Source organism: Enterovibrio norvegicus FF-33 (genome assembly GCF_000286835.2).
Classification (GTDB): Bacteria; Pseudomonadota; Gammaproteobacteria; order Enterobacterales; family Vibrionaceae; genus Enterovibrio; species Enterovibrio norvegicus_A.
The window spans coordinates 1,061,065-1,084,609 of the sequence record NZ_AJYD02000038.1 but is presented as its reverse complement, the minus strand read 5'-3'; the positions used below and the strand labels follow the sequence as shown (position 1 = coordinate 1,084,609).

Below are 23,545 nucleotides of genomic sequence, written 5' to 3'. Positions count from 1 at the left end.
GCTGCAGATTGAAATAGAAGCCGACATCATGTCGGCTTTTTTACGCCTTAGTTCCAGACATGGTAATCAAAGCACCGCTTTCAAAGCCTCAAAGAAACGGTCAATTTCTTCTATTGTGTTGTAGTGCATTAAGCCGACACGAAGAATACCGCCTTTGTCTGTGACACCAAACGCGTCCGTGAGCTTGTCGGCGTACAAATGCCCACTCCACACATAGATCTGACGCTTGCCGAGCGCTGACGCAATCTCTGCGGGGTCTCGCTCACCGAAGCGAAGCGCAAACGTCGCTGTTCGCCCTTCGGCTTGTGGCAGGCCAAACAGTTGCACATTCTCTATCAATACCAATTGGTTCAAAAAGTAAGCAGACAGTGATGCTTCGTACTGATGAAGGTTGTCGTAACCCGATGCGAGTCGGTTTCGAAGCGTGTCCCCCTCGCCTAACGACGCGAGATACTCCACAGTGGCCACAAACGCACTCAGCGCTTCGAAATTGAGTGTTCCTGTCTCCCAGCAGTGAGGGGCATAAGTCGGTGCGGGCTCGACTTTATAGGGCTTAATCGATGATAGCCACTGGGCTTTTCCATACAGAAAACCAAGGTGTGGCCCATAAAATTTGTAGGCAGAACCGGCGAGGAAATCCACATCTAACGCCTGCACGTCAACCAATTGATGAGGAAACAAATGAACCGCATCAATAAACACTTTTGCCCCTACCTTGTGGCATTTTTCTATCACTGTTTTTAGGTCAGTTATTGTGCCCGTAATGTTGCTTGCCGCCGTCAGCGCAACCAGTTTTGTCTTTCCACTCAGCAATTCGTCCAACGCATCTACATCCAACTCACCACGATGATCTTTCACTGGCAAATAGTGCACCTGCACATCTCGATCTTGCGCCGCCATGACCCAACTGGATCGATTGGCACCATGGTCCGCCACTGAGACGATCACTTCATCGCCTGGCAGCCATTGTTGGCTCAAGGCGCGGCTGAAGGAAAACGTCACAGACGTCATATTTGGGCCAAAGAAAATTTCACTCGCCGAGGCGGCTCCCACCAGCGAAGCCGCACTTGCTCGTGCATGTTCAACCAATGACACCGTTTCCTCACTCACATGAAACTTGCCACCAAGGTTAGAATTACCAGCACGAAGATAATCACCAAAGGCATCGATAACAGAGTCGGGCAGTTGCGTGCCGCCGGGTCCATCAAGATAGACGGGGAGCAAATCATCAATCTTACGTTGCAGTGCAGGAAATTGACGGCGCAGCGATTTAACGGTTTCTTGATTAAGCGGTAAAGACGAAGACATCACGTACCCCCTCCTGCCCAGATTCGCTCGAGAGCGTTTCTGATATGTGATGGTAATAGCGTTGGTCATCAATAATAACGAATTGATTGGGTTCTAATACCGTATTGAGATGAGGATGTTGTTCAACGGGAGATGTAAATATCTGCGTAAAACCGCCTGCGATGTTTTGTCTCTGCACGCAAAAAATACCAACAAAGCGGAAGCCATCTTGATGAATCCCCTCAGGCGCTGGAGCGCTGGTATCTTGCGCTGAACATGTCACACGGATCTGATGAACATCAACCTCACCGCCGGTATGCTCTAACCCTGTTGCAGCAGTGAATGATCTCAAAAGATGAGCGAATTCAGGCAAGGTCACCATGCCATCATCCATCGGGGCGAAATGACGCTCAACATCGCCAACCACACGATTTACATCCGAAGATTGCATGAAGGCTTTATGAGGCAAGCGCATGATCTCTCCCTCCGTGTCGATCGCAAAACGCGCATAGCTTCTAAAGCGCACATCACTGTCGACATAAGGGTCTTTGCTCAACCTCGAAAAGTAAGGTAGCAAGGTTTGTGACACCGCATCAGGTGTTTGGAAGGCTTCGATCAGAAATTTGTTTTGCATCTCTCATTCCTTGTAAACCGTAACAAAACCCCAACCTGTTATCAGATTGTTAATGAAATCTTATGCCACATATCACTCAACAAACAAGAGCAAAACGCCAATAAAGACTGATTAACCAGTATTAAATATCACACCTACCCAGAACTGGCATATTCCATTGCTTCTGATGTCATCGTTGGAATTTTGTACCACCCTTAATACTATTAACGGGCATTGGTACCTAATCAGTGTGTATTACCAAGAGCACCCAAAAGGCCCCAAATACCCTCCATGTCTGTGGGTTGTATTTCAGTAGAAGCTCAACCAAGATGCGTATTCATCTCAAAGGACATCAAACATCAACATGGACAACAAACAAAGCGACACAGAGAATTTGACGTGTCGGGCAGTCCCGACAATTGATGCGTTCAAAGAAGACGAATGGAATTCCCTACTGAAGGATGACTACCCATTTGCCCGTCATGCCTTCTTTGTCGCACTAGAGAAAAGTGAGGCCATTGGCCACAAAAGTGGTTGGGCGGCGCAATATCTCACGGTTTATAGAGGCAACACCCTTGTCGGTGCCATGCCATGCTTTGTTAAGAGCCATCCTTATGGCGAATATGTCTTTGATTGGTCTTGGGCCGAAGCCTACGAAGACGCGGGGATTGAATATTACCCAAAACTAGTTTGTGCCATCCCCTTCACGCCTGCTGCCGGTCCACGCTTGCTTATTGTCGAGGGTGAAGACCTACAGGAAATCACGACTTATCTGTTAGGGGGCATGCGCTCGCTCATAGACCAAATCGGCTGCTCCGGTGCACATATTCTTTTCCCTAAGCAGGCGAATTTACCCTCGCTCACTCAACGCGGATTTCTGGAACGACGCGCCGTGCAGTTCCACTGGTTTAATCGAAACTACCTGACGTTTGATGATTTCCTTGCCACGCTGACGTCGCGTCGACGCAAGAATATTCGCAAAGAGCGAAAGAGCATTGGCGATCAATGTGTCGATGTAAAAATGCTGGATGGAGATACCGCCGCACCCTCCGACTGGGCAACGTTTTACCGCTTTTATCAACGTACTTATCTGAAACGTTCGGGACATACAGGCTATCTCAATCAGGCGTTCTTCGAACGCATTGGGGCATCACTGGGAAAAAGCTTGGTGCTTGCTCTTGCATACGTCAACGACGAGCCAGTGGCTGGCGCTTTGTATTTCAAATCGTCCGATACCCTTTACGGTCGATATTGGGGCTGCTTGGCTGAATATGAAAACCTGCACTTTGAACTTTGCTATTACCAAGGCATTGAATATTGCATCCAGCATGACCTTGAGCGATTTGATGCTGGCGCACAAGGCGAACACAAACTGATGCGTGGGTTTGAGCCTGTTTACACCTATTCAGCGCATTACTTGCAGCATCAAGGATTTCATCAAGCCATTGGCGACTATTTGCAGCGGGAGCATACGTTGATAAAGCAGTACCTTGACGATGCAAAGACCCATTTACCTTATCGTTCTGATCTAATCTAAGTTTATGAATGACCTTGATCAATGGCAATGAGTGATGGAATTTGGTGATTTTTTCAACCTTAACGACGGATTAAATTAGGTATTATTTCAACTATCTAATCGACAAAGGACTGCACAATGACCGATCTCACACTGCGTTGTGAATGTGGCACATTACAAGGCACTGTAAAAAATGTCTCGCCTAAAACAGGCAACCATTTGGTGTGTTATTGCGATGACTGCCAAGGGTTTGCCAACCGTCTGGATGCTGGAGGAAAGTGGTTAGATGAATGGGGTGGTACTGAATTATTCCAACTTGCTCCCGCGCAAGTTGATATTCACCAAGGCGCTGACCAATTACGTTGTATGCGAATGACACCCAAAGGGGTTTATCGCTTTTATACGGCCTGTTGCCATTCACCTATCGCTAATACGATTAGTCGAAAAATGCCATTTGCGGGTATACCAACAACAGCGATCCATGATGATGGCAAGGAAGCGGCTTTGGGCCCAGTAAAATGCTACGTGATGGGGAAATTTGCCAAGGGCACACCGCCAACAAATCCACATCCTAAGTTTTCTGCTTCATCACTCATGGCGGTCATGTCGTTTATGCTGAAAAACAAGATAAAAGGCACTAACGTCCCCACGCCTTTTTTTGATGACCAGGGCCGAGCAGTGGCCAAGCCCGACCAAATTGAACGGTAGACCCCAAGGGATTGCTAACGCACTTAGTTCACCAGCTTAGGTCGGCGCAACTCTCTAAAGTGTTGTTGCCGATTTCTCCCCTGTGCTTTGGCCGAATACAAAGCTTGATCCGCTTCATCAAACAAGGTTTCAAGTGAACCCGACGCACGAGTAGGCGACATTGAAGAGATCCCAATACTCATTGTGAGTTTTGTGTCCCAGGGGAACGGTAACTTCGCAAATCGCATGCAAACACGATCCGCAAGGTAGATCGCATCTTCAGCATCCAGTTCAGGACAAACGACAAGAAACTCGTCTCCGCCCCATCGGCCAATATGATCGACAGTCCTAAACACATTCCGTAAGTGATCCGCCGCCATCACCAAACCTTCATCTCCCGCAGTATGCCCCTCGTTATCATTAAGCGTTTTGAAGTCATCGATATTGATCAACAGCACTGACATATTTCTTCCATACCGCTTTGCACGCTTCACTTCCACGTCCATCAATTGTTCCATCGCACGTCGACTTCGAAGGCTGGTCAGCAGATCGTATTGAGGATCATTTTCCGTTTTATTTTGGGCCGACAAATCCCGAATAATGGCGATATTTCGATAAGTTTTATCATATTCAAACGAAGAAATAGCAATCGATAATGGCTTAGCATTTCCAAATTTCGTTTTCCCTTTCACTTCGGTGGTTGAATCTGACATCAATCGTGTGCGGCTTATCTTGGAAAAGTCTTCTCTATGTAAAACATGATCCTGACGCAATGATTCATCCATCAGATCTTCCACTTTCATCGACGTTAACTCTGTCAGGCTATAACCAAAAATCGTGGTTACCCCTTTGTTTGCACGCAGAATATTCCCCTCAGAATCTGCATATAGGCAGCCGTCAGGAGAAAAATTGAAGATAGCATTGGTTTCACGCTGGCGATGAGACATCTGGCGGGCAACCACAGAAACAATAATGGCGAGAAATACAATGACGAATAGCGGAAGTGAGGTGGAAACGTACGACCACGTGCTTTTACTCTCATCTCTAGAGTTGGCATTTTGATTGTGCTTGGAAAGATTCGTAACTACCCCTGCTCGTAGTCTAATTAATGCTTCCCTCGCGTTATTGTCGTCGACCCTTACGCGCTTATCGACATCAACTGCCGATTCTAATTTCAGTTCCAAATAGACATAATTGAGGTTTTTAAAATACGCATTCAATGTGCCTTGAATCGTAATGATGTCATTGACGTCAGAGTTAGGGAGATCGACCAATAGAAGATTGAGCAATGCCTCATTGGCTTCCCAATAACTTTTCGTGGCTTCAACGTAGTAGTAATCAGTCCGCCTCAACACGTAGTTTTTGAAATGATGTATGAAGCCCAGATAACCGAATGCTCTCTCTAATGCTTCAAATTCCAGCGCCACATTCAATTGCTGTTGAGTTTCTGAATGCCATTCATCATTGAGCTTTTCGACGTGATTCGCCTGATGAACGCTGTACCCAACAGACGTTGCCAACATAGCAACACACAGAAGAATGAGAATGGTGTTAAGGGTTTTGTTTGCCATGTATACCTGACACTTAGTCTTATTTTTGAGCCACTTAAATTGTAGTAGATATTCATTCACAAGCTTGAGTATATAGACGGAACGAATGTGCAAAGACAGGCACGAACAGGCAAAGGGGTTAGTACAAATAGTGTGGGTAATACATTGCGGAGGGTACAAACAATGAAGGTGGCATAAGCCACCTTCATAACTGGATATTCTATATTTAGCCGCTAGCTACTAGCTGCTTTGAAGGCTGGTTTTCACCGCTTCAATACGTTTACCAACATATTCTCGGTATTTAAAGTAACCGTATGTCGCTACCAAGGAGAAGAATAGGTATGACAACGCAAAAACAAATGGCGATGTCAGCAGGTCACGTTCCAAACTCCACATCACACCGAATACCGTAATGCCCATTTTTACGGCAAATCCCGAGCAAAGCATAAGAAGCGCAAGTTGTGGGTAGTTGGTATGGCGAAAACTCAGCCAGTAACAACAACCAACGGCCAGTGTCGCTAGTGAAAAGCCCACCATGTACGAGTGAAAATGATCACCAGCAAGGATGCCACCAACAACAGACAGAAAAACAACCGCGAAAAAGGCCATTTCTACTCCTACATAAAGGGTTAATAGAGGGTTGAGCAATATTTGCTCGCTTGGGTCTATTTTTACATAGTTTTGCGCAGAGTGCTAAAACGCCAAATGTTACAACCCTGCAACATAATAACGCCAATTCAGGGTATTAGCAGAAGCTATCTTGCGGTTTTTCTATCACTTAGACATACTTCCGCACGTTAACAACTTGTGCATTTGTTACCGATGGAAACATATTGTTACGATTATGATTTAAAAATATGCGATTCAGACATGATTAATACCTTTAGGGAGCCATTCTCGCCACTTCTTATCGGTAAGCGTGATATTTCATAGGAGATAACACGCCACATTTTTCAGCTTTCTCTACCCTGCTTCATACCTTGTCAACAAATCTTCACTTTACATATGTTATTTCGTATATATGATTTTCCAAATATTAAAGCTTTCAGTGTGAATGATAAGGACAAAGCATGACTATCAAAATCGGTATCAATGGATTTGGACGGATGGGACGCCTCTCTTTCCGTGCAGCATTCGATCAAAGTGACGTAGAATTTGTCGCCATTAACGATCCAGCTGGCGATGCGGCAACACTGGCTCACTTAGCCAACTTCGACTCTGTGCACGGTCGTTGGCACCACGAAGCCAAAGCGCAAGACAATCAAATCATCGTGGGTGACACCGTGATTCAATGCAGCCAAAACCGCGCCATTGGAGATACCGATTGGTCTGGCTGTGATTTAGTGATTGAAGCATCGGGGCAAATGAAGACAAAGGCACTGCTAAACACCTATTTAGAGCAAGGTGTAAAGCGTGTTGTAGTGACTGCGCCAGTGAAAGAAGATGGCGTACTTAATGTGGTCATGGGTGTTAACCATGATCAATATGTTCCAGATGATCATCGCATTGTGACCGCAGCATCTTGCACCACAAACTGTCTTGCACCCGTGGTGAAAGTTATCCATGAGCAATTGGGTATCGTTCATGGTTCAATGACAACCATTCACGATATTACTAATACGCAGACTATTATTGATGCGCCGCATAAAGACCTTCGTCGTGCCCGTGCGTGTGGTACCTCACTCATTCCTACCACCACAGGCTCAGCCACCGCTATTACACACATATTCCCGGAGCTAAAAGGCAAGCTAAATGGCCATGCCGTGCGCGTTCCATTGACCAATGCTTCACTGACTGATTGCGTGTTTGAAGTTAGCCGCCCAACCAGCGAGCAAGAAGTAAATCAGATGCTGAAAGCCGCTGCTGAAGGGCCGCTAAAGGACATCTTGGGCTTCGAAGAACGTCCGCTAGTGTCTATCGACTATCGCACTGACCCTCGCTCAGGCACGATCGACGCGCTTTCAACCATGGTGATCAACGGCACACAAGTTAAACTTTACGTTTGGTACGACAATGAGTGGGGCTATGCAAACCGTACCGCCGAACTCGCATTGATGGTCGGCCGCATCGACAAAGCACAATAGGAGTTTGCAAACCATGCCGTTTGCTGCACTTTCATCAGAACTAAAACAGTACCTAGTCGTCACCGGTAACTACTGGGCTTTCACCCTCACCGATGGCGCATTGAGAATGCTGGTTGTCCTCCATTTTCATAGTTTGGGTTACAGCCCTCTCGATATTGCATTGCTGTTTGTGTTCTATGAATTCTTTGGTGTTGTCACCAACTTAGTGGGTGGCTGGCTAGGTGCACATATTGGTTTGAACCGCACCATGAACATAGGCTTAGGGCTTCAAATTGTTGCTCTGGCGATGCTAATGGTGCCATCAAGCATATTGACTGTTGGCTGGGTCATGGCGGCACAAGCCCTTTCAGGCATTGCCAAAGATCTAAACAAAATGAGCGCAAAGAGTGCGGTTAAGGCGCTGGTTCCTACAAATGCCGAAGGCACGTTATATAAGTGGATTGCAGTACTTACCGGTTCAAAAAATGCACTGAAAGGAGCGGGTTTTTTTCTCGGTGGTGCATTGCTTTCATTGGTTGGATTCCAAGGCTCTGTGCTCATCATGGCCGGCGCATTGACAATGGTTTGGTTAGGTAGCTTGTTTTTCCTAAAATCCGAAATAGGACAAGCAAAGAACAAACCAAAATTTACCCAGCTATTTTCCAAGAGTGCCCCCATAAACGTACTTTCTGCGGCGCGTATGTTCCTATTTGGCGCACGTGATGTCTGGTTTGTGGTCGCACTTCCTGTGTTCCTTGCCAGTCAATTTGGCTGGGATCACTGGACCGTTGGCGGTTTCCTGGCACTTTGGGTGATTGGATATGGTGTTGTTCAGGGGTTTGCACCCAAGATAACGGCAAGAACATCAGGGAGAGTACCCGATGGGCGTGCGGCCATGATCTGGGTCGGCGTTTTAACCGTGATCCCCGGACTCATTGCGCTTGCCCTAATGAACAACATTACACCGCAAATTAGCCTTGTTGCTGGCCTTCTGATATTTGGCGCCATCTTCGCCGTTAACTCATCGCTTCACAGCTATCTTATTGTCAGCTATGCACGTGAAGACGGCGTATCTTTAGATGTTGGGTTCTATTACATGGCGAATGCGATGGGAAGGTTACTAGGAACTCTGCTATCTGGCTGGATTTATCAACACTATGGCTTGGTTGCCTGCTTATGGGTTTCGTGCGCAATGCTTGGCATAACCTGTGTGATATCGCACTGGCTACCCGCTACAGACAAAAAAATGTCAGTGCCATCCTAGCCACACTCATCTCACTAGGCATTGGTTTCCTTGTTCAGAAAGTCTGCCCGTCAAAAAGCAATATCACAAACAACAAAGCCGAGTTTCAAACTCGGCTTTTTTGCTATCGCATGGGTGAGAACCTGGTGCAACGGCCCCTAACAATAAGCATAGTTACCCAACTGGGCAGCAATCAGCGTTTATGCGCTTCTTTTCCAAGTAGGCCTTGTTCAATGCGCCAACTTCTACAACCGGCCCGAGCATTTTAACGCGCATCAATGTGCCATGTGATCCAGAGATTTCAGCGACATGTCCTTCAGAATAATCACTGACGTAGGAAAATGTTTCGACGGCAAGGCGTAACAAATTGAAATCTTGTCTGCGTACCGAAAGGTAAGAGCGCCACATTAACGCATCAAAAACTTCAGATGTGTTATACGCTCGAATGACGAATCGCCAACCTCTGTCTGCGCCATAAAAGTCTAGTGGAAAGAACTTTCGAATTCGTTTTCTAGTTTTCAATGTGGTATCTCTTCTTCATGTGAAAACCTGATGTGTACAAGATCTGAGTATAGAGCCAGATTTCATTGCTGCCATAAATCCACTACAAAATAAATTGTTGTTTTCATTAGTATCTATTCTTTCTTTTTCGTAAATCTGGGTCTAATGATCCAGAACATAATTCTGTACAGTAACCCGAGACAGTTTCCATAATGCAATCCAAGTACAGATACCTGTTTATACTTAGCGCTAATGGCATATCAAAGGAGCGACAGCTTACATGAAGTTAAACATTTTTAGATGGATTATCGTTGTAGTGCTCGTCATCGGCGCATTTGTACTGGGTGTCGAATATCAAAAATTCACCCATCTGGATGCATGCTTAGACATGGGGAAACAAACTCATGCTGGCAGCCATAGAATTTGCGTATTACAAGACAAGCAACAATAAAATAGAAATACGGTCTACTCGTGCAGAAAACAGAAAAGGTTAAAAATCCAAGGTCATAAAACTCACACTTCGTTGATTATTGAGGCCAATGAAAGCTACCTTAATGTAACAATTTATTTATATCCGATGGTTTTCCATTCGATCAGTGCGCTAAATAACTCATTGGTGATTTTTTAAGCCAGAGTTGACTATTTATTGCGGTAAACTGCTGCGAGTAACAGCGTTCTGTTAATTATGATGAGCCTTGCATGCCAAAAACCTTTCTTAATACGCGCCAAAGTATCCAAGCTAAATTATCCGCACTGGTCCTAGGTTTAAGCTTAACTTTCGCTGTTGTCTCTATCTGCTTGCAGCTACACATCAATTATACGAACACCTATTCTTTGACCGTTTCATTGCTAGAAAAAAGAGCAGACAGCTCTTTATCTACCATTCGTTATTCACTAAAAAAAGAAGACACGTCCTTACTTCTTCATCAGCTTCAAAGCCTTGCAGATATGCCATTTGTGAAAAACGTCCATTTAACGAGCATAGATGGAGAGCAATATTGGGCTGACAACATTACACGAAGCCGGAAAGATGGAAGATACAAAAAATACCCACTTGTCACTCAAGGCGAGAGTATTGGCCAACTCGACATCTATTTAAACCTTGAAGAAATTGAAAATAGCGCGTTACGCGATGCCATCCCCGCGGCACTGGTTTACCTTGTTGAAGCTTTACTGGTAGCAATGCTACTTCTGATGATCATTGGCAAAACGTGTATTACTCGCGTGAAGTCATTAGTCGAAAATATAGACAAAATTGACCTTAATAAAGTCAACAAATTTGCTATCCCACACTCGCTGACTCATCACCAAGATGAACTAGGACAAGTGGCGAGATCGGTGCAAGAACTCTATATGCGCATACGAGCTGATTCCATTGAAAAGCGATTAAAAGAACGCACGTTAAAACAACACAAATCGCTACTGGTAGAGGAAGTCACTGCCCGCACTCAAGCTATTGAATGGCAAAATCTCGCCAATAAACTGCTCGCAGATTTATCACTCAGACTGTTGAAAGGCCACAAAACCAACGTTGAACATGATGTTCGATGTTGTATGCCTCAAATGGCAGAACTGCTTGGATCAGACCATATTTTCTGGCTTTCATTCGATCACGACAACATCCTATATCGTGCTTCTTATCCCGAAAGCAGCGAGCAGCCCCCAATTGATTTCAGCGATATGTTCAAAGTGAAACGCTGGCTCATGGCGGCACAGAATGTGGCGCTGGTTGATGTCGATAATTTCGAGGAAGACGCACTTGCAGAGCTCGATTTCCTCAAAGACGTCGGCATACATAGCTTGGCAATGTTCCCCCTTACAGATGGACGCAAGAGCTTTGGTATACTCGCTGCAACCAACAATCACCGCTCTCTCACTTGGAATGAGAACAAAAGCCTCTTACTGACACGTTTTGCCACCATGCTCAGTGAGCTGACGATTCGCGAGCGCGATCACTATGCGATGGCTGAACTTCAAGAAGAGCTGATCATGGCCAATGAAAGACTACGTGTGGAAGCTGAAACCGATGATCTGACACATTTGTTGAATCGTCGGCCATTTAGCCGCCAATTAAGCGCTGCGTTGTATGACACAGTGGATGACCAATCCATGCTGTCTGTCATGATGATAGATATCGATCATTTTAAAGCCTACAACGACATTTATGGTCACTTGCAAGGCGACAAAGTGCTGTCTCGCGTTGCTCAAGCAATGAGTGGTATTGCGAAGCAATGGGATGCACCACTCGCGCGTTTTGGTGGTGAAGAATTTTCCTTGATGCTACCTAACAGCGACCTCGAAAAAACACAAAAAGTGGCTTGGCAACTTTGCCAAGCAGTGCGTGATCTTTGCGTCTCCCACCAAGGGAGCACCAGTAGCGGCATTATCACCATCAGTATCGGTGGCATTACCTGCGAACCCACCGCAGATACTCAGCCCAACCAACTACTGGAAGCCGCTGATCAATGCTTGTACAAAGCAAAGCACGGAGGAAGAAATCGCGCGATTTTACAACCTTACCTTCCTCTTGATAAAGAACCCCAATAACGCCTAGCGGGCACTGCCTTTATCGCGATTCCATTTTTTTCCTCGCTCAATGACACCTACCTACGCGCACAACACCAACGTCGTTCAAGACATCGCGCGTTGCTTTTTTTGTCGTTGTCTCTGAAATCGGAAATGTTGCCTCTTGCAACTGTGCGACTATTACTCAACGTTTTTCGCATGAGCATGAGGTTCCCGATGGTGTCTGTCAGACCGCAGCCACTCCATATCTGCCACGTTGTCAGCTCGTTGAGCGATGCGATGCAAAATGATCAGGTCTTTTCGAACATCCGTCACTTTCCACAACCCTACTTTGAGCACACACTGATCGTATTGAAAAAATCAAAAATACTTTCAGCGCAAACACTTCCTCACCACGCAAGTTTTTTAGAGTTAGACTTAAAAGGATCGCTACCCAGACGGCTAAGAGAATGCCATAAAGTACTCGTGGCGCTTAAACCTCATGTTTGCCAAACCTATGGTGATAAGACATTTCCAATACAATGGGTCGCGCGCAGGCAAAACGTGCCCGTTAAGCTGCACATGTATCAAAATAACGTGGAAAAAAGCAAGGGGCTTAACGCTTGGTTTCGCCAATGGATGCATCGAACGCTTTCCTACTCCTCTGACTTTGTCATTGCACAATCAGACAAGGATAAGGCGTGGCTTAACCAAGTAGCAAATATCCCAAAAGACAAACTGCAGCTTATTCGCTGTGGCGTAGATAGCCGAAAATACTGCCCTTCATTGAAAGTCATTGACACCAATGTGACTAATCATTTTGTCGGTACCGTTCCTGTTCCAACACACCGATTCGTTATCGGCGTCGATGTGTCCGGACAAAGAAAAAGCAAACTAGAAGCATTTTTCGACGAGTATTTTGCAGCGTGCATGCGCTCGCCGACGTTCAAGCAACAAACCTTGCTGCTTGTCTCCGGCAATAGCCCCCACTTAAATAGGCTACGCCGTGGTTTTGAAGGTAAGAATGTCGCAGAAGAACAAATCCGTTTTTGTGGCCACTTAAAGGATAATTATCTTTTTCATACACATATCGATGCCTTTGTCTGTTTACGCCCTGAGCAGCATGACACTTCAGTATTGGAAGCCATGTCGATGGGACTCCCAATTGCATCCCATCGAACTGATAGTGAATATGCTGATGTTGACCATCCACTTTATTGGTCGACCGATTCCGAAACCAATATGCTACAAGATCAGCTGCTAGAGCTATTTTCTGACAACAACAAACGCTTAAAAATCGGCCGAGCAGCGCGACGTTATATTCAGGATTTTCATTGCCAGCCTACCTATCATTCTCGCTTCGGTATGCTCTACGATTTGGCGAATTCAACCTTGAAAGCCGAAGGTTCAACAAGGTCTCCTAGGCCCAACCCCCGTCCAACACAGTCACATCCGTAAAATTTTCAATGAATAAAAATAGGGGTGTTAATGCCAGCTATGCCCCTGAATATCTAGGATGTCAGTCAACCTGCCCAATATACAACCAAGCTCACTTGGGAGCACTTCTCGAAGTTACTGAGTGTTAGGCTATATTTTATTCAGGAAGCCAATATAAAGGTAATGCTCAACGATGAAAATTCTGGTCGTGGATGACATGACATCCATGAGGCACGTCATGCTTAATTTACTGAGAAGCATTGGCTATTTAGATTTGGAGGAAGCCACCAACGGATGGCAAGCCTTTCAAATGTTGAAGAAGAACAGTTATGGATTGCTCATCACGGACCTGAACATGCCAAAGATGGATGGCAGAGAGCTACTCAAAGAAGTGCGTTGTGACGAAAGACTAAAACAAACCCCAGTCCTCATTGTGTCCTGTGAGCAGGATAAAGAGCGGGTAAAAGAGTTGATTCAACATGGCGTTAATGGCTTTGTTGTGAAACCCTTCAATGCGGCGACGCTGCAAAAACAAATTCAGCGTATCGAGCGCCAGCAGCAACTCAGAGCCCAAACGAAGTAGCGCAAAGCATTTCGACCATAACAGCAAGAAATCCCACTCTATCTACAAGATGTGAGCATTCAATCTAAAGTCAGCTATCACCAAATCCGACCGTCATATCTAACGAAATCGCGTTGTGTCGCCAATGTTCGATCACATATTCCTGCGCAACGCCTGCCTCATCAATATGCACACGAGAGATACGCAATGAGGGCGCCCCAACGGTTGATTTTATCGTTGTTGCTATCAGCGCATCAAATGTCGAGGATCGTACGGTGTAGCAGCATTTACTGATGTTGAGCTGCCAGTTCTCTCGATAGAGTTCTGCCAAATTTCCATCCAGTGGGTGCTGGAGCAAGTTAGGCAGTCGCTCCGCGCGAACATAATGATCAGCGTACATTACAGCCCTTCCATCAAGACGATGAATACGGCCAATATTAAACACTTCCGTAAACGGTAGCAGTGATAGGTATGTCGTACTCTCATGATTCGCCATCACACTTTCAGCACGATGAACTTCGATGGAAGGTACGCGGCCTTGGGCGCTGGCAACCGATGAAAACACAAAAGGCAATGAGAGATCCAAATGCAGTGCACGGTGTGAAATGAACCACCCACGTCTATCTTCACGGTAGATCAGGCCATCTGTTTCCAATAGTGAAAGCGCTTCTCTCAGCGTGACACGCGTCGTTTTAAAGGTGTCTGCCAGTTTTCGTTCTGAAGGCAGCTTTTGACCCGCCGCCAATTGCCCGCTTTGGATCTGCTCTTTGATCGCGTCTTTGATTCGAATGTATTGCAAGGTTGCGGCTTCGCTCAGCGATTAACAATAGACTCAGCATACCGCAGCTATTAAAAGATTACAGCTTAGAGGAGAAAGATCAGGTGCTTACTTACGTCTTTGTTTATATCTATACCCTGCAACCTCAAAGTGCTTGTTCAGCGAGAGTTTACTCGGGCATAGACAAGAAGGGATGGTTAGCGTCAACGCACGCCATTTAGCTTTATGATTTCCATGCGTTCAAGCTCATGCAATAACCTTTTTGCATATTCTGGCTCGCAGACTGACAACGCTGAAAGTGCCGCGCCAAGTGGAAGGTTCTTTTCAATAAGGGAAAGGAAAACACTGGTGGCACTATCGCAGATAAGCACGTCTTCAGTATTGGGGCTGAAAATAACAAGCTGATCACCCGATTCATAACTGCATATATCGAGAGAGAAATTGTCCGCTATGCACACATCAACTTCAGCTTTTAGTACCAAATTACTATCAACCAATTCAGCTACTTTCATTCTACTACTCCACGTCATTTTCGCTGACATAAGCGTGAGATGACTACCTCACACGAACAAGACAACCTTCCCGAAACGCACTCCCATTAACGGACAAAGAAAACAAGGTGGGGAACATTCGACAAATTCGTTGCCTTATATTCACTGTATATGCTTTAGCGATAAGCCCATTGAGAATGAAAGGCTATTTACCCCGAGCTCTCATAATCAAGACGAACATGCCCAACCCGTTGCTATACATGTACTCCTTTAGCGCTGCAGCGCGTACTTTTCAATTAAGGTATATAGCGTCGGGCGAGAGACACCAAGAAGATTGGCTGTTTGCGACATATTGCCTTCAGCTCGTGCCAACGCACGCGTCACTGCTTGGCGCTCCGCTTCTTCTCTGACCTGACGGATATTGAGTGGTAGCCCAGAATCTTTTTTTTGCTCTTTCGTTAACGCCAGATCTGAGGCCGAGATTTGATTACCATCAGCCATGATCACGGCAGACTTCACTTTGTTTTGAAGTTCTCGCACGTTTCCTGGCCACATGTGCGTCAACAAGGCTTCCAATGCATCGTCGCTAAACCCCGATATGCTGCGATTCATGGATTGGTTGAACTGAAGCAAAAACGTTTTAGCCAGTAACAACACGTCGTCTCCACGCTCTCTAAGAGGCGGGATAGTGATGGGCACGTCACCAATCCGGTGCAATAAATCTTCTCTGAAGCGCTTTTCAGAACAACGTTGCTTGAGATCTTGATGCGTTGCACAGACGATCTTTACATCAACAGGGATTGAGCGCTGGCCAGAAATTCGGTCAACCACGCGATCTTGCACAAAGCGCAACACCTTGGCTTGAACATGCAAAGGCATGTCCCCGATTTCATCTAAGAACAAGGTGCCGCCATGAGCGGCTTCGATTTTGCCCACTTTGACACGACGAACACCTAAGGTATCGCTCTCTATACCAAATAGTTCATTTTCAAGCAATTCTTCAGGAATGGACGCGCAGTTGATAGTGATAAAAGGCTTCTCGCTACGCGGACTACGATCATGGATAGCTCTTGCCAACAACGCTTTGCCCGTACCACTTTCGCCATAAATCAACACGTTGATATCCGTCAAGGACACACGATCAACCATGCGCAGTAACTGCATCATTTGCGGACTGCCACCAAGAATAGACTCTTGCCGACGCTCATAGCTTTTCAGGCGATCTACTTCCCGCTCTAGTTGCCCGATATGTCGCGCGCGACGAACCAATAACCTCAATAGTTCATCACTAAACGGTTGTTCGATAATATCAAACGCGCCAGATTCCAACGCTAAAACCGCATCACCATCGTTCTCTGTGTTCACCACAACCAGCACTTTTGTGCGAGGTGCAAAAGAGAGAATTTCCTTCATCAACGACAATGTATTGGCATCACATCGTCCAATAACCACAACCGACGTTAACAGTTGCTGCAACGCCGCTGACACACTCAATGAATGCGCGGTGAGTATCGAGCCTTCACTTTCTAATGCTTGGCAGAGTTTCTTCTGTGCGTATGGGTCATCCTCGACAATAAGCAACGCTTCTTGCAATTGAGAGGCCAAACTTTGATGGGTATCAACCATGGATCTCACCTTATAGGGTAATTAGCACCGTGAGTTTGAAAATGCCTCAGGCCAAGCGCGAACAAACTGAAACATTCGCATTCGGAAGCAACACGTAAATCCGTGTTTTTTGCCTTTTTGGCGCATCAGATCCAACGGGTAAGCACATTCAGGTATTTGGGTTCAATCATTTCCCCCGAACTCTACTCTCGTGTTACCTCTGCCAGTCGATTAAAGTCACTGGTGCCACTTTCTTAATTAAAAACAATCTTGATTAAAACAATGGGTACACTTTCAGGCATAGGGCGAATTCTGAAAGGGCTGGTAGCGCAATTCACACGCACCACGTTAGATTATGTTGATAGAAGCTGTTTGATTAACGCAATTCCCGTATCAGGAAAATTAAATCAACAGCAGTCTGAGCGCTAAAAGGTCCGTGGCTGTGTTAGAACTCATCGGTGCTTAATCTGCACTGGCACCCTAAGTCCCGAGTAAAAGTGTTGATTATCGCCTTTGTTATTAAAGTAGGTAGCGAGCACTTTTTTCATTCAAATGCATGAGTGAGTAACACAATCATCGAGACTTTAAACGCTCGATAACCACTCTAGCAGCGTGAAAAAAAGTCGGGCAGTGCAAACCTAGGAATTACGATTAATTCTTATTTTGTAGTCACTTTTCTTTGATATTGAATGGCGTATATGAACGCAGATGTTGCGGGAAGTTGATGTTATTTGATGTCTATCTACCTAACAATAATCCTTAACAATGATGTGTTCCAGGGTTGCTCAAAAGTACGTCTTGAACAAGAATTTGATGTCTGACATCCATCAAAATATGACCGAGCTTATTAAAGCCATCACCGCTCTTTCCCGTCCCCCAAAATGCATCACAATGTGAACATTCCACCAAATCCGCAGGATAAGTTGAAGCCAGTTTTAGAGCGAGATCGGCATGTTGTTGAAATTTTTGCCCCACAACATGGCGCATGACATCACAACGTATATCTAACCAATCACTTTTCACTTCACGGTTAAATTCACGACTCAATGAAAAAGCTTCATCAGGTGTCAGCGCGCATTGGATTTTTTGTTGCAATGCCATACTTTCAAACTTACACGCCTGATAGTAATGTTCTGACGTTAACCACGCCTTCCCGTCTATGCGTAATGGTGCGCCATAGAAGTTCGAAAGAAAGCCGTAGGCCTCGTCCGGTTCGTAAAAACAGATCGTGTTGGTCATTAGCGCAGCCTATTTTTATGTTGTTGGCTGTCTCTAATCATAGTTAAAGGATGAACATTGAGCACTCACGTCTTTAACGTCATAGGGGAAACAGTAAACATTCACATGACATTGAAATTTATATCGACTTTTCAGCATGTAATGCTTAAATACCACGTCTAATTGCTCACTCATTGAGGTGAAAATGCAGCATCTACAAAGCCATTTCGAATACTACGACCAAACTTTCGATAAGCTTGAATTGTCCAGCCAAACCCTTGATAGCACTGAATTTGAAGAGTGTGAGTTTCGAGACTGTCAGTTATCTGAATCCGCTTTTCGACGCTGCAAGTTCATAAACTGTACCTTCACGCGCTGTAATCTTAGTTTGATGAAAGTGAATCACTCTCGCTTCTCTGACGTTACGTTTAGTGAATGTAAATTGGTTGGGGTTGATTGGACTTTTGCGGAATGGCCTGCCTATCGTGTTGATGCCGATATGACATTTTCTAAGTGCATCATGAACGATACCTCGTTTTTTGGCTTAACACTCAGAGGGCTAAACCTCAAAGAATGTAAGCTACACGATGCCGATTTTCGTGAAGGTGATTTTACTGATTCGTCAATGACTTACTGCGATTTCACCAACAGTGTGTTTATGCGCACCAATCTTCAAAATGCCGATTTGACTGAATCCACCAATGTCTCGTTGAGCGTGCTGGACAACAACGTCAATGCCGCTAAATTTTCCCGCTACGAAGCCCTTTATCTGCTCGAAGCACTTGGCATTGAATTAGTGGACTAAACCTACTGGCAAGAAAAACACTCTGCCAGTTTCTTCACGCCTTGGCGGATATCATCCAGCGAACTGTTGCCAAACCCTGCTACCAAAGTTCGCTGCATCCACTCGGGCATGTCACTCACTGAGTCGGCATCGCAGTAAAACAGCAATGTGCGGATCGTAACTCCCTTTTCTTCTAACAACGCTTTGGCTTCTAGCGCGGTTAATCCACCTTGCCAACGAAATGTAACATGCAACCCCGCCGCTTGGCTGATCACTTCCACTTCGTCGCCAAAATGTTGATGTAAGGCTTCGACAAATACCCGCTGTTTTTCTTGATACAAGGTCCGCATTTTTCGGATATGGCGAAGGTAATCCCCTTCCGCGATAAACTCCGCCAAGACTTCTTCAATGTGCATGGCAGTGTCGCCGCCGATGGCATCTTTCACGCTCAAGCATTTCTCGACGAGAGATTCTGGCACCACCATGTAGCCGACACGGATCGCAGGCAGCAGGGTTTTACTGAATGTACCAACATAAATGACATTAGCGGCGTCACCATGAAACTTGGTTGCCAAACCTTGAAGTGAAGGATAGGGACGATTCGCGAATTGGAATTCACTGTCGTAATCATCTTCGATGATCCACCTTGCTTGCTCCCCTTGGGTTTTCTGCGTTGCCCACTCAATGCATCGCATCCTGTCATTGGTGTTTAAACTTGTTCCCATGGGGTATTGATTGCTCGGAGTCAGGTACACCGCCTTGCCATCAAACTTATCGAGCAATGAAATATCTGCCCCTGTTATCGCATCAACAGGCATGTAGGACACATCAATGTTGCTGCGATCAAGCACCTTCCGCATTTGCGCGTAACCGGGGTTTTCCATCATCACCTTTTCACCCGCTTCGAGGATCGCGTTGATGGCAATATAGAGCGCTTGCTGTGCGCCAACAGTAATAATAATGCGTTGCGGCGAGGCATCCACCGAACGGCTGAGTGAAAGATAGTCGCTCAGCGCTTGGCGAAGCGCGAGATTCCCTTGAATGTCATTCTGCCCGCCGAGTATTGAACGTTGAAAATGACATTGCAGCGATCTTGCCCACTTCTTGTAAGGAAATTGCGCAAGATCGGGCACTCCGGGGGCGAAAGGTCGGTTTCTAACATGTGCATCAAAAGGCGGTCGCTTTTCTTCCCTATCATCAACAACGCATTTGGTTTCCAGTGAGCACTGGCGCTCGCTGTTGATATTTGTATGTAAATACTGATCAGGCATTGCCCATTGAATGAAATACCCCGCTCCACGACGGCTCTCAATGTAGCCTTCTGCTTTCAATTGCTCATACACGGCAGTCACCGTGTTTCGGCTCACACGCAGTTCTTCCGCCAACAAGCGCGTGGCAGGTAAACGTCCGTTCGTTGGCCACAGGCCATTCAAAATCTTGTTTTGAATCGCAAGGTACAAGGCACTTTGCTTAGACGTATTGCTCGCATCCAAGCGTAAATCACCGATATCAATGGGTTGCATCTCATCTCGCCTCAAATTGGATCTATTGAGTTATTCAAACTGGCTCTATTTAAGGTGCCAGTTTATCCGTAAATTGCAAGTCAACGGACAAACAAACGCAAAACAGCGCCAAAAGAAGGGAAAGGTTATGACAGTAGGAACAACAGAAAGAACACGCGTAAGAAAAGGCGCACACAAAGCGGTGAAAGACCAAGAAGCGCTTTACAGCATCATTGATGAATCCAAACTCGCGCACGTCGCGTTCAATGACAAACGCGGCCCTACTGTCATCCCTATGCTTGCATGGCGTATCGGCAACAACATCTATATTCATGGCGCGAAAAACAGCCAAATGCTGAAGCACCTTAAAAATGGTGAGCCATGCAGCATGACGTTCTCAATTCTGGATGCATGGGTATTGGCACGCTCTGCGTTTCATCACAGTGCGCATTATCGCTGCGCCATGGCTTTTGGCCGCTTTTCTGTGGTGGAAGACAACGGCGAAAAATCCATCGCACTGGATGCGTTTCTTGAGCAAATCGCCCCAGGGCGAAGCAAAGAAGCGCGCCCCGGCAACGAGAAAGAACTCACCGCCACAGAAATGCTGGTGATGCCGCTGGATGAAACCTCGGTAAAAATTGGACGTCATGGCGTAAACGATGATTTGGCGGACATGGACATTGATGTGTGGGCAGGTATTTTGCCATTTCGCACTGTTGTCGGGCCGTTGGAACCAACGTCTGACAACAAAATTACCGACGTACCAGACTACTCAAGTGCGTACAAAGGCCGTTGGCATGACGAGTAACCATACGATTATTGAATGATTATGCACTCCTCAAGTATGTCGAAGCGCTTGGGGATTGCTCATCTCCCTGATATATTGAATTTTCGTCTATCAGGAGAGGACAAGGATGAGCACATTCAATCGGGTAGCCATTGTCGGCGGTACCCACGGCAACGAATTCAGCGGTATTTATCTTCTTAAAAAGTGGCAGGCTTCCCCTGCGCTTATTCGCCGCGCCAGCTTTGAAACGGAAACACTCTTTGCTAACCCTAATGGCTTTCGCGATAACAAACGTTATCTTGATTGCGATCTCAACCGACAGTTCCTTCCTGCCGATCTCGCGAACATGGAATTAAGCAATTACGAGCAAAGCCGTGCCAAAGTGATCAACGCTCAGCTTGGCCCAAAAGGCAATGCCCGTACTGATTTGGTTATCGACCTGCACAACACCACCAGCAACATGGGCCCGACCATCATTTTGCTGAAAGCAGATGCGTTTAACACCCAGCTAGCCGCGTATGTGTCTGCCCGTATGGCCAACGCCGTGATTCTGTTTGAAGACCATTGTTCGGTCGAAGAGCATTACTTCCTCTGCTCAATCGCAGACCAAGGCATCATCGTAGAAATTGGCCCGCAATCTCAGTCAGTGGTGCGCCAAGATGTGCTGGATTGGATGGACGAAATGACCGCCCACATTCTGGATTTTGTCGAGTTGTTCAACAAGAACGAAGTGCCTGAACTGCCAGCCACCGTTTCTGCCTACCGCTACGAAGAGACGCTCAAATTACCTGAAAGTGAAGAGGGTGAACGCCTTGGTATGGTACATAAGAATGTACAAGATGCTGACTTCACCGTACTGCGTAACGGCGACCCTATCTTCACCCTGTTTGACGGCACCGAAGTCTGCTGGGAAGGCGATTACGATGCTTACCCGCATTTCATCAATGAAGCCGCGTATTACGACAACAACCTTGCGATGTCGCTGGGTAAGAAAGTCGAAATTGATGTGATTCGCTAAGCGTTCATGGATTCGAGTGTGAAAAAAGCGCCGTGTAAAAACGGCGCTTTTTGTTTTGTGCGAAGCACATGTTTTCGCGTTGCTTAACGCTTAGTCAATGTCGCAATCATTGCAACTTTGCAGTGAGATTTCATGTTCAAAAACGGCGTCGTTACCTTCTGCTAAAAGCTCTGCGATTTCATCCGCCACTTCTTGCTCGTCTTCCGCTTTCACTTGGCTCGCAAGGTCTTCTTCTGAGTAACCTTAGAAATTAAGCAGTAAGTAATCGCGCGCTTCCTCTTTTGTACACGTCACGTTCACCGAAAACTCTGGCTCAACCTTGCCTTGAGCAACAATCGCTGCCATTTGTGCAACGACATCCTCTTTCATCGCCGCAGTCAACCAACCAAGATCGGTGCTTACTTTGGTATTTTTAGAGTTAAAACAAGGCGCTTGATGAAAGTAATATTGAAAATTAGTCATGGATAGTTTTTCGTTAAGTGTTTTGAAGCAAGATTATGAGCGTTTTTTGGAAAATACTATCTCAATAGGTTCGGAAGATAGGATTGCCGCCCCCGAAGCCAGTGCACGATTCTCTAAAGCCACGCAGGACGATGTTAAGCGAGATTGGGGAAATACAGGCAGCGGTGAGACCGCAGTATGAGGCCTTCAATATGTGTTTGCCGTAAGCAATACCTTAATGGCGAAAGTGACAGAACGAGGTAGACAGCTTTGTTGTTCGAGAGCATTGGCTGCTGGCGCAGCAAAACCAAAAATAACACGCGTTGCGAATCACTCGTAAGCAACTTGTTAAACCGCTTGGTTGAGGCTAAGATGACCAACACAAAGACCAATTTAGAGACCGATTAAATGACCGCTAGAATTTTAGCCGATGTTGCTGCAAGCATTACTGAGTTGAAAGCTAACCCGATGAAAGTTGCAACGAGTGCTCACGGTGAACCTGTTGCTGTATTGAACCGAAATGAGCCAGCATTTTATTGCGTACCTGCCGAAGCGTACGAAATGATGATGGACAGACTCGAAGATCTTGAACTATTAGCTATTGCGAGAGAGCGTGAATCTGAAGAGAGCATTTCGGTAGATATTGATGACCTATAGACTCGACTTTAAAAAGAGCGCACTCAAAGAGTGGAAAAAGCTTGGCTCTACTCTGCAACAGCAATTTAAGAAAAAGCTAATCGAGCGCTTAGATAACCCACATGTTCCGGCTTCAAAACTCTCTGGGGCTGACAACATATATAAAATCAAGCTGCGTCAATCAGGCTACCGTCTCGTCTACAAAGTTGAAGACGATGTCATCATTGTAACCGTCTTAGCAGTCGGAAAACGCGAACGTAGCGATGTATACCGTAAAGCGACGAAAAGGTTAGATGATTGATTACGGTATAACGCCCGCTC

General features: G+C 45.9%; 23 protein-coding genes and 1 pseudogene. 13 read left to right on the top strand and 11 right to left on the bottom strand.

Annotated features, from left to right (window positions below; genetic code table 11):
* Positions 1–66: 66 nt before the first annotated feature.
* A complete protein-coding gene (locus tag A1OO_RS13085) occupies positions 67–1,308 on the bottom strand; it encodes a cysteine desulfurase-like protein (RefSeq protein ID WP_017003284.1) in 1,242 nt (413 codons plus the stop codon).
* Positions 1,286–1,921 (bottom strand): 2OG-Fe dioxygenase family protein, encoded by a 636-nt coding sequence (locus A1OO_RS13080; protein WP_016960366.1) that lies wholly within the window; start codon positions 1,919–1,921, stop codon positions 1,286–1,288. Before A1OO_RS13080 ends, A1OO_RS13085 begins: the two co-directional genes overlap by 23 nt.
* Positions 1,922–2,264: 343 nt before the next feature.
* Here A1OO_RS13080 and A1OO_RS13075 point away from each other — a divergent pair, with 343 nt between their 5' ends.
* Together A1OO_RS13075 and A1OO_RS13070 are read left to right on the top strand one after the other, a co-directional pair.
* Entirely contained in the window at positions 2,265–3,437 is a 1,173-nt protein-coding gene (locus A1OO_RS13075) for a GNAT family N-acetyltransferase (RefSeq protein ID WP_017003283.1), read from the top strand.
* Positions 3,438–3,554: 117 nt separating this feature from the next.
* Entirely contained in the window at positions 3,555–4,124 is a 570-nt protein-coding gene (locus A1OO_RS13070; protein WP_017003282.1) for a DUF6151 family protein, read from the top strand.
* Positions 4,125–4,147: 23 nt separating this feature from the next.
* On the opposite strand, the gene A1OO_RS13065 is transcribed toward A1OO_RS13070, so the two are convergent.
* Positions 4,148–5,674 (bottom strand): sensor domain-containing diguanylate cyclase, encoded by a 1,527-nt coding sequence (locus tag A1OO_RS13065; RefSeq protein WP_017003281.1) that lies wholly within the window; start codon positions 5,672–5,674, stop codon positions 4,148–4,150.
* A 219-nt stretch (positions 5,675–5,893) separates the two neighbouring features.
* Positions 5,894–6,262 carry a hypothetical protein gene (locus A1OO_RS13060; RefSeq protein WP_016960362.1) on the bottom strand — a complete coding sequence of 123 codons (369 nt, stop codon included), beginning with the start codon at positions 6,260–6,262 and terminating at the stop codon, positions 5,894–5,896.
* Between the two features lie 461 nt (positions 6,263–6,723).
* Between A1OO_RS13060 and A1OO_RS13055 the strand changes: the two genes are divergently transcribed.
* Both A1OO_RS13055 and arsJ read left to right on the top strand, forming a co-directional pair.
* A complete protein-coding gene (locus A1OO_RS13055; protein ID WP_016960361.1) occupies positions 6,724–7,737 on the top strand; it encodes an ArsJ-associated glyceraldehyde-3-phosphate dehydrogenase in 1,014 nt (337 codons plus the stop codon).
* 13 nt (positions 7,738–7,750) lie between these two features.
* Positions 7,751–8,980 (top strand): organoarsenical effux MFS transporter ArsJ, encoded by a 1,230-nt coding sequence (gene arsJ, locus A1OO_RS13050; protein ID WP_017003280.1) that lies wholly within the window; start codon positions 7,751–7,753, stop codon positions 8,978–8,980.
* Between the two features lie 153 nt (positions 8,981–9,133).
* Here arsJ and A1OO_RS13045 read toward each other — a convergent pair whose 3' ends face one another.
* Positions 9,134–9,481: a hypothetical protein gene (locus A1OO_RS13045; protein ID WP_016960359.1), complete on the bottom strand. Its 348-nt coding sequence runs from the start codon at positions 9,479–9,481 to the stop codon at positions 9,134–9,136.
* 259 nt (positions 9,482–9,740) lie between these two features.
* Between A1OO_RS13045 and A1OO_RS23595 the strand changes: the two genes are divergently transcribed.
* The 4 genes from A1OO_RS23595 to A1OO_RS13030 all read left to right on the top strand — a co-directional run bounded on the left by A1OO_RS23595 (position 9,741) and on the right by A1OO_RS13030 (position 13,985).
* Complete coding sequence (locus A1OO_RS23595; protein ID WP_016960358.1) at positions 9,741–9,911, top strand: hypothetical protein; 171 nt, start codon at positions 9,741–9,743, stop codon at positions 9,909–9,911.
* 248 nt (positions 9,912–10,159) lie between these two features.
* The gene (locus A1OO_RS13040) at positions 10,160–12,007 is read left to right on the top strand and encodes a GGDEF domain-containing protein (RefSeq protein ID WP_017003279.1); all 1,848 of its coding nucleotides are present in this window, start codon (positions 10,160–10,162) and stop codon (positions 12,005–12,007) included.
* Between the two features lie 132 nt (positions 12,008–12,139).
* Positions 12,140–13,423 (top strand): glycosyltransferase family 4 protein, encoded by a 1,284-nt coding sequence (locus A1OO_RS13035; RefSeq protein ID WP_347230842.1) that lies wholly within the window; start codon positions 12,140–12,142, stop codon positions 13,421–13,423.
* A gap of 172 nt (positions 13,424–13,595) precedes the next feature.
* The gene (locus A1OO_RS13030; RefSeq protein ID WP_016960355.1) at positions 13,596–13,985 is read left to right on the top strand and encodes a response regulator; all 390 of its coding nucleotides are present in this window, start codon (positions 13,596–13,598) and stop codon (positions 13,983–13,985) included.
* A 70-nt stretch (positions 13,986–14,055) separates the two neighbouring features.
* Here A1OO_RS13030 and A1OO_RS13025 read toward each other — a convergent pair whose 3' ends face one another.
* The 4 genes from A1OO_RS13025 to A1OO_RS13010 form a co-directional block, all read right to left on the bottom strand.
* Positions 14,056–14,763, bottom strand: coding sequence for a UTRA domain-containing protein (locus A1OO_RS13025; protein ID WP_017003277.1), 708 nt, complete (start codon positions 14,761–14,763; stop codon positions 14,056–14,058).
* A gap of 182 nt (positions 14,764–14,945) precedes the next feature.
* The gene (locus A1OO_RS13020; protein WP_016960353.1) at positions 14,946–15,254 is read right to left on the bottom strand and encodes a hypothetical protein; all 309 of its coding nucleotides are present in this window, start codon (positions 15,252–15,254) and stop codon (positions 14,946–14,948) included.
* A gap of 249 nt (positions 15,255–15,503) precedes the next feature.
* A complete protein-coding gene (locus tag A1OO_RS13015; protein ID WP_016960352.1) occupies positions 15,504–16,859 on the bottom strand; it encodes a sigma 54-interacting transcriptional regulator in 1,356 nt (451 codons plus the stop codon).
* A gap of 738 nt (positions 16,860–17,597) precedes the next feature.
* Positions 17,598–18,077 (bottom strand): NADAR family protein, encoded by a 480-nt coding sequence (locus tag A1OO_RS13010; RefSeq protein WP_016960351.1) that lies wholly within the window; start codon positions 18,075–18,077, stop codon positions 17,598–17,600.
* 184 nt (positions 18,078–18,261) lie between these two features.
* Between A1OO_RS13010 and A1OO_RS13005 the strand changes: the two genes are divergently transcribed.
* Positions 18,262–18,861, top strand: coding sequence for a pentapeptide repeat-containing protein (locus tag A1OO_RS13005; protein ID WP_016960350.1), 600 nt, complete (start codon positions 18,262–18,264; stop codon positions 18,859–18,861).
* 2 nt (positions 18,862–18,863) lie between these two features.
* Here the strand turns inward: A1OO_RS13005 and A1OO_RS13000 are convergent, their stop codons facing one another.
* The gene (locus tag A1OO_RS13000) at positions 18,864–20,363 is read right to left on the bottom strand and encodes a PLP-dependent aminotransferase family protein (RefSeq protein WP_016960349.1); all 1,500 of its coding nucleotides are present in this window, start codon (positions 20,361–20,363) and stop codon (positions 18,864–18,866) included.
* 127 nt (positions 20,364–20,490) lie between these two features.
* Between A1OO_RS13000 and A1OO_RS12995 the strand changes: the two genes are divergently transcribed.
* Together A1OO_RS12995 and A1OO_RS12990 are read left to right on the top strand one after the other, a co-directional pair.
* A complete protein-coding gene (locus tag A1OO_RS12995) occupies positions 20,491–21,150 on the top strand; it encodes a pyridoxamine 5'-phosphate oxidase family protein (protein ID WP_017003276.1) in 660 nt (219 codons plus the stop codon).
* Positions 21,151–21,256: 106 nt separating this feature from the next.
* Positions 21,257–22,147, top strand: a complete 891-nt coding sequence (locus A1OO_RS12990) for an aspartoacylase (RefSeq protein WP_017003275.1) — start codon at positions 21,257–21,259, stop codon at positions 22,145–22,147.
* A 90-nt stretch (positions 22,148–22,237) separates the two neighbouring features.
* On the opposite strand, the pseudogene A1OO_RS12985 reads toward A1OO_RS12990, so the two are convergent.
* A pseudogene (locus A1OO_RS12985) lies at positions 22,238–22,609 on the bottom strand (hypothetical protein).
* A 387-nt stretch (positions 22,610–22,996) separates the two neighbouring features.
* Here A1OO_RS12985 and A1OO_RS12975 point away from each other — a divergent pair.
* Together A1OO_RS12975 and A1OO_RS12970 are read left to right on the top strand one after the other, a co-directional pair.
* The gene (locus A1OO_RS12975) at positions 22,997–23,245 is read left to right on the top strand and encodes a type II toxin-antitoxin system Phd/YefM family antitoxin (RefSeq protein WP_017003272.1); all 249 of its coding nucleotides are present in this window, start codon (positions 22,997–22,999) and stop codon (positions 23,243–23,245) included.
* Positions 23,235–23,525, top strand: a complete 291-nt coding sequence (locus A1OO_RS12970; protein WP_017003271.1) for a type II toxin-antitoxin system RelE family toxin — start codon at positions 23,235–23,237, stop codon at positions 23,523–23,525. The genes A1OO_RS12975 and A1OO_RS12970 overlap by 11 nt, the downstream gene beginning before the upstream one ends.
* Positions 23,526–23,545: the final 20 nt, after the last annotated feature.

Bases quoted from the DNA above. Each gene is read 5' to 3' on its own strand.
- A1OO_RS13085 (WP_017003284.1), bottom strand. From the start codon at position 1,308: ATGTCTTCGTCTTTACCGCTTAATCAAGAAACCGTTAAATCGCTGCGC.
- A1OO_RS13080 (WP_016960366.1), bottom strand. From the start codon at position 1,921: ATGCAAAACAAATTTCTGATCGAAGCCTTCCAAACACCTGATGCGGTG.
- A1OO_RS13075 (WP_017003283.1), top strand. From the start codon at position 2,265: ATGGACAACAAACAAAGCGACACAGAGAATTTGACGTGTCGGGCAGTC.
- A1OO_RS13070 (WP_017003282.1), top strand. From the start codon at position 3,555: ATGACCGATCTCACACTGCGTTGTGAATGTGGCACATTACAAGGCACT.
- A1OO_RS13065 (WP_017003281.1), bottom strand. From the start codon at position 5,674: ATGGCAAACAAAACCCTTAACACCATTCTCATTCTTCTGTGTGTTGCT.
- A1OO_RS13060 (WP_016960362.1), bottom strand. From the start codon at position 6,262: ATGGCCTTTTTCGCGGTTGTTTTTCTGTCTGTTGTTGGTGGCATCCTT.
- A1OO_RS13055 (WP_016960361.1), top strand. From the start codon at position 6,724: ATGACTATCAAAATCGGTATCAATGGATTTGGACGGATGGGACGCCTC.
- arsJ (WP_017003280.1), top strand. From the start codon at position 7,751: ATGCCGTTTGCTGCACTTTCATCAGAACTAAAACAGTACCTAGTCGTC.
- A1OO_RS23595 (WP_016960358.1), top strand. From the start codon at position 9,741: ATGAAGTTAAACATTTTTAGATGGATTATCGTTGTAGTGCTCGTCATC.
- A1OO_RS13040 (WP_017003279.1), top strand. From the start codon at position 10,160: ATGCCAAAAACCTTTCTTAATACGCGCCAAAGTATCCAAGCTAAATTA.
- A1OO_RS13035 (WP_347230842.1), top strand. From the start codon at position 12,140: ATGTTGCCTCTTGCAACTGTGCGACTATTACTCAACGTTTTTCGCATG.
- A1OO_RS13030 (WP_016960355.1), top strand. From the start codon at position 13,596: ATGAAAATTCTGGTCGTGGATGACATGACATCCATGAGGCACGTCATG.
- A1OO_RS13020 (WP_016960353.1), bottom strand. From the start codon at position 15,254: ATGAAAGTAGCTGAATTGGTTGATAGTAATTTGGTACTAAAAGCTGAA.
- A1OO_RS13015 (WP_016960352.1), bottom strand. From the start codon at position 16,859: ATGGTTGATACCCATCAAAGTTTGGCCTCTCAATTGCAAGAAGCGTTG.
- A1OO_RS13010 (WP_016960351.1), bottom strand. From the start codon at position 18,077: ATGACCAACACGATCTGTTTTTACGAACCGGACGAGGCCTACGGCTTT.
- A1OO_RS13005 (WP_016960350.1), top strand. From the start codon at position 18,262: ATGCAGCATCTACAAAGCCATTTCGAATACTACGACCAAACTTTCGAT.
- A1OO_RS13000 (WP_016960349.1), bottom strand. From the start codon at position 20,363: ATGCAACCCATTGATATCGGTGATTTACGCTTGGATGCGAGCAATACG.
- A1OO_RS12995 (WP_017003276.1), top strand. From the start codon at position 20,491: ATGACAGTAGGAACAACAGAAAGAACACGCGTAAGAAAAGGCGCACAC.
- A1OO_RS12990 (WP_017003275.1), top strand. From the start codon at position 21,257: ATGAGCACATTCAATCGGGTAGCCATTGTCGGCGGTACCCACGGCAAC.
- A1OO_RS12975 (WP_017003272.1), top strand. From the start codon at position 22,997: ATGACCGCTAGAATTTTAGCCGATGTTGCTGCAAGCATTACTGAGTTG.
- A1OO_RS12970 (WP_017003271.1), top strand. From the start codon at position 23,235: ATGACCTATAGACTCGACTTTAAAAAGAGCGCACTCAAAGAGTGGAAA.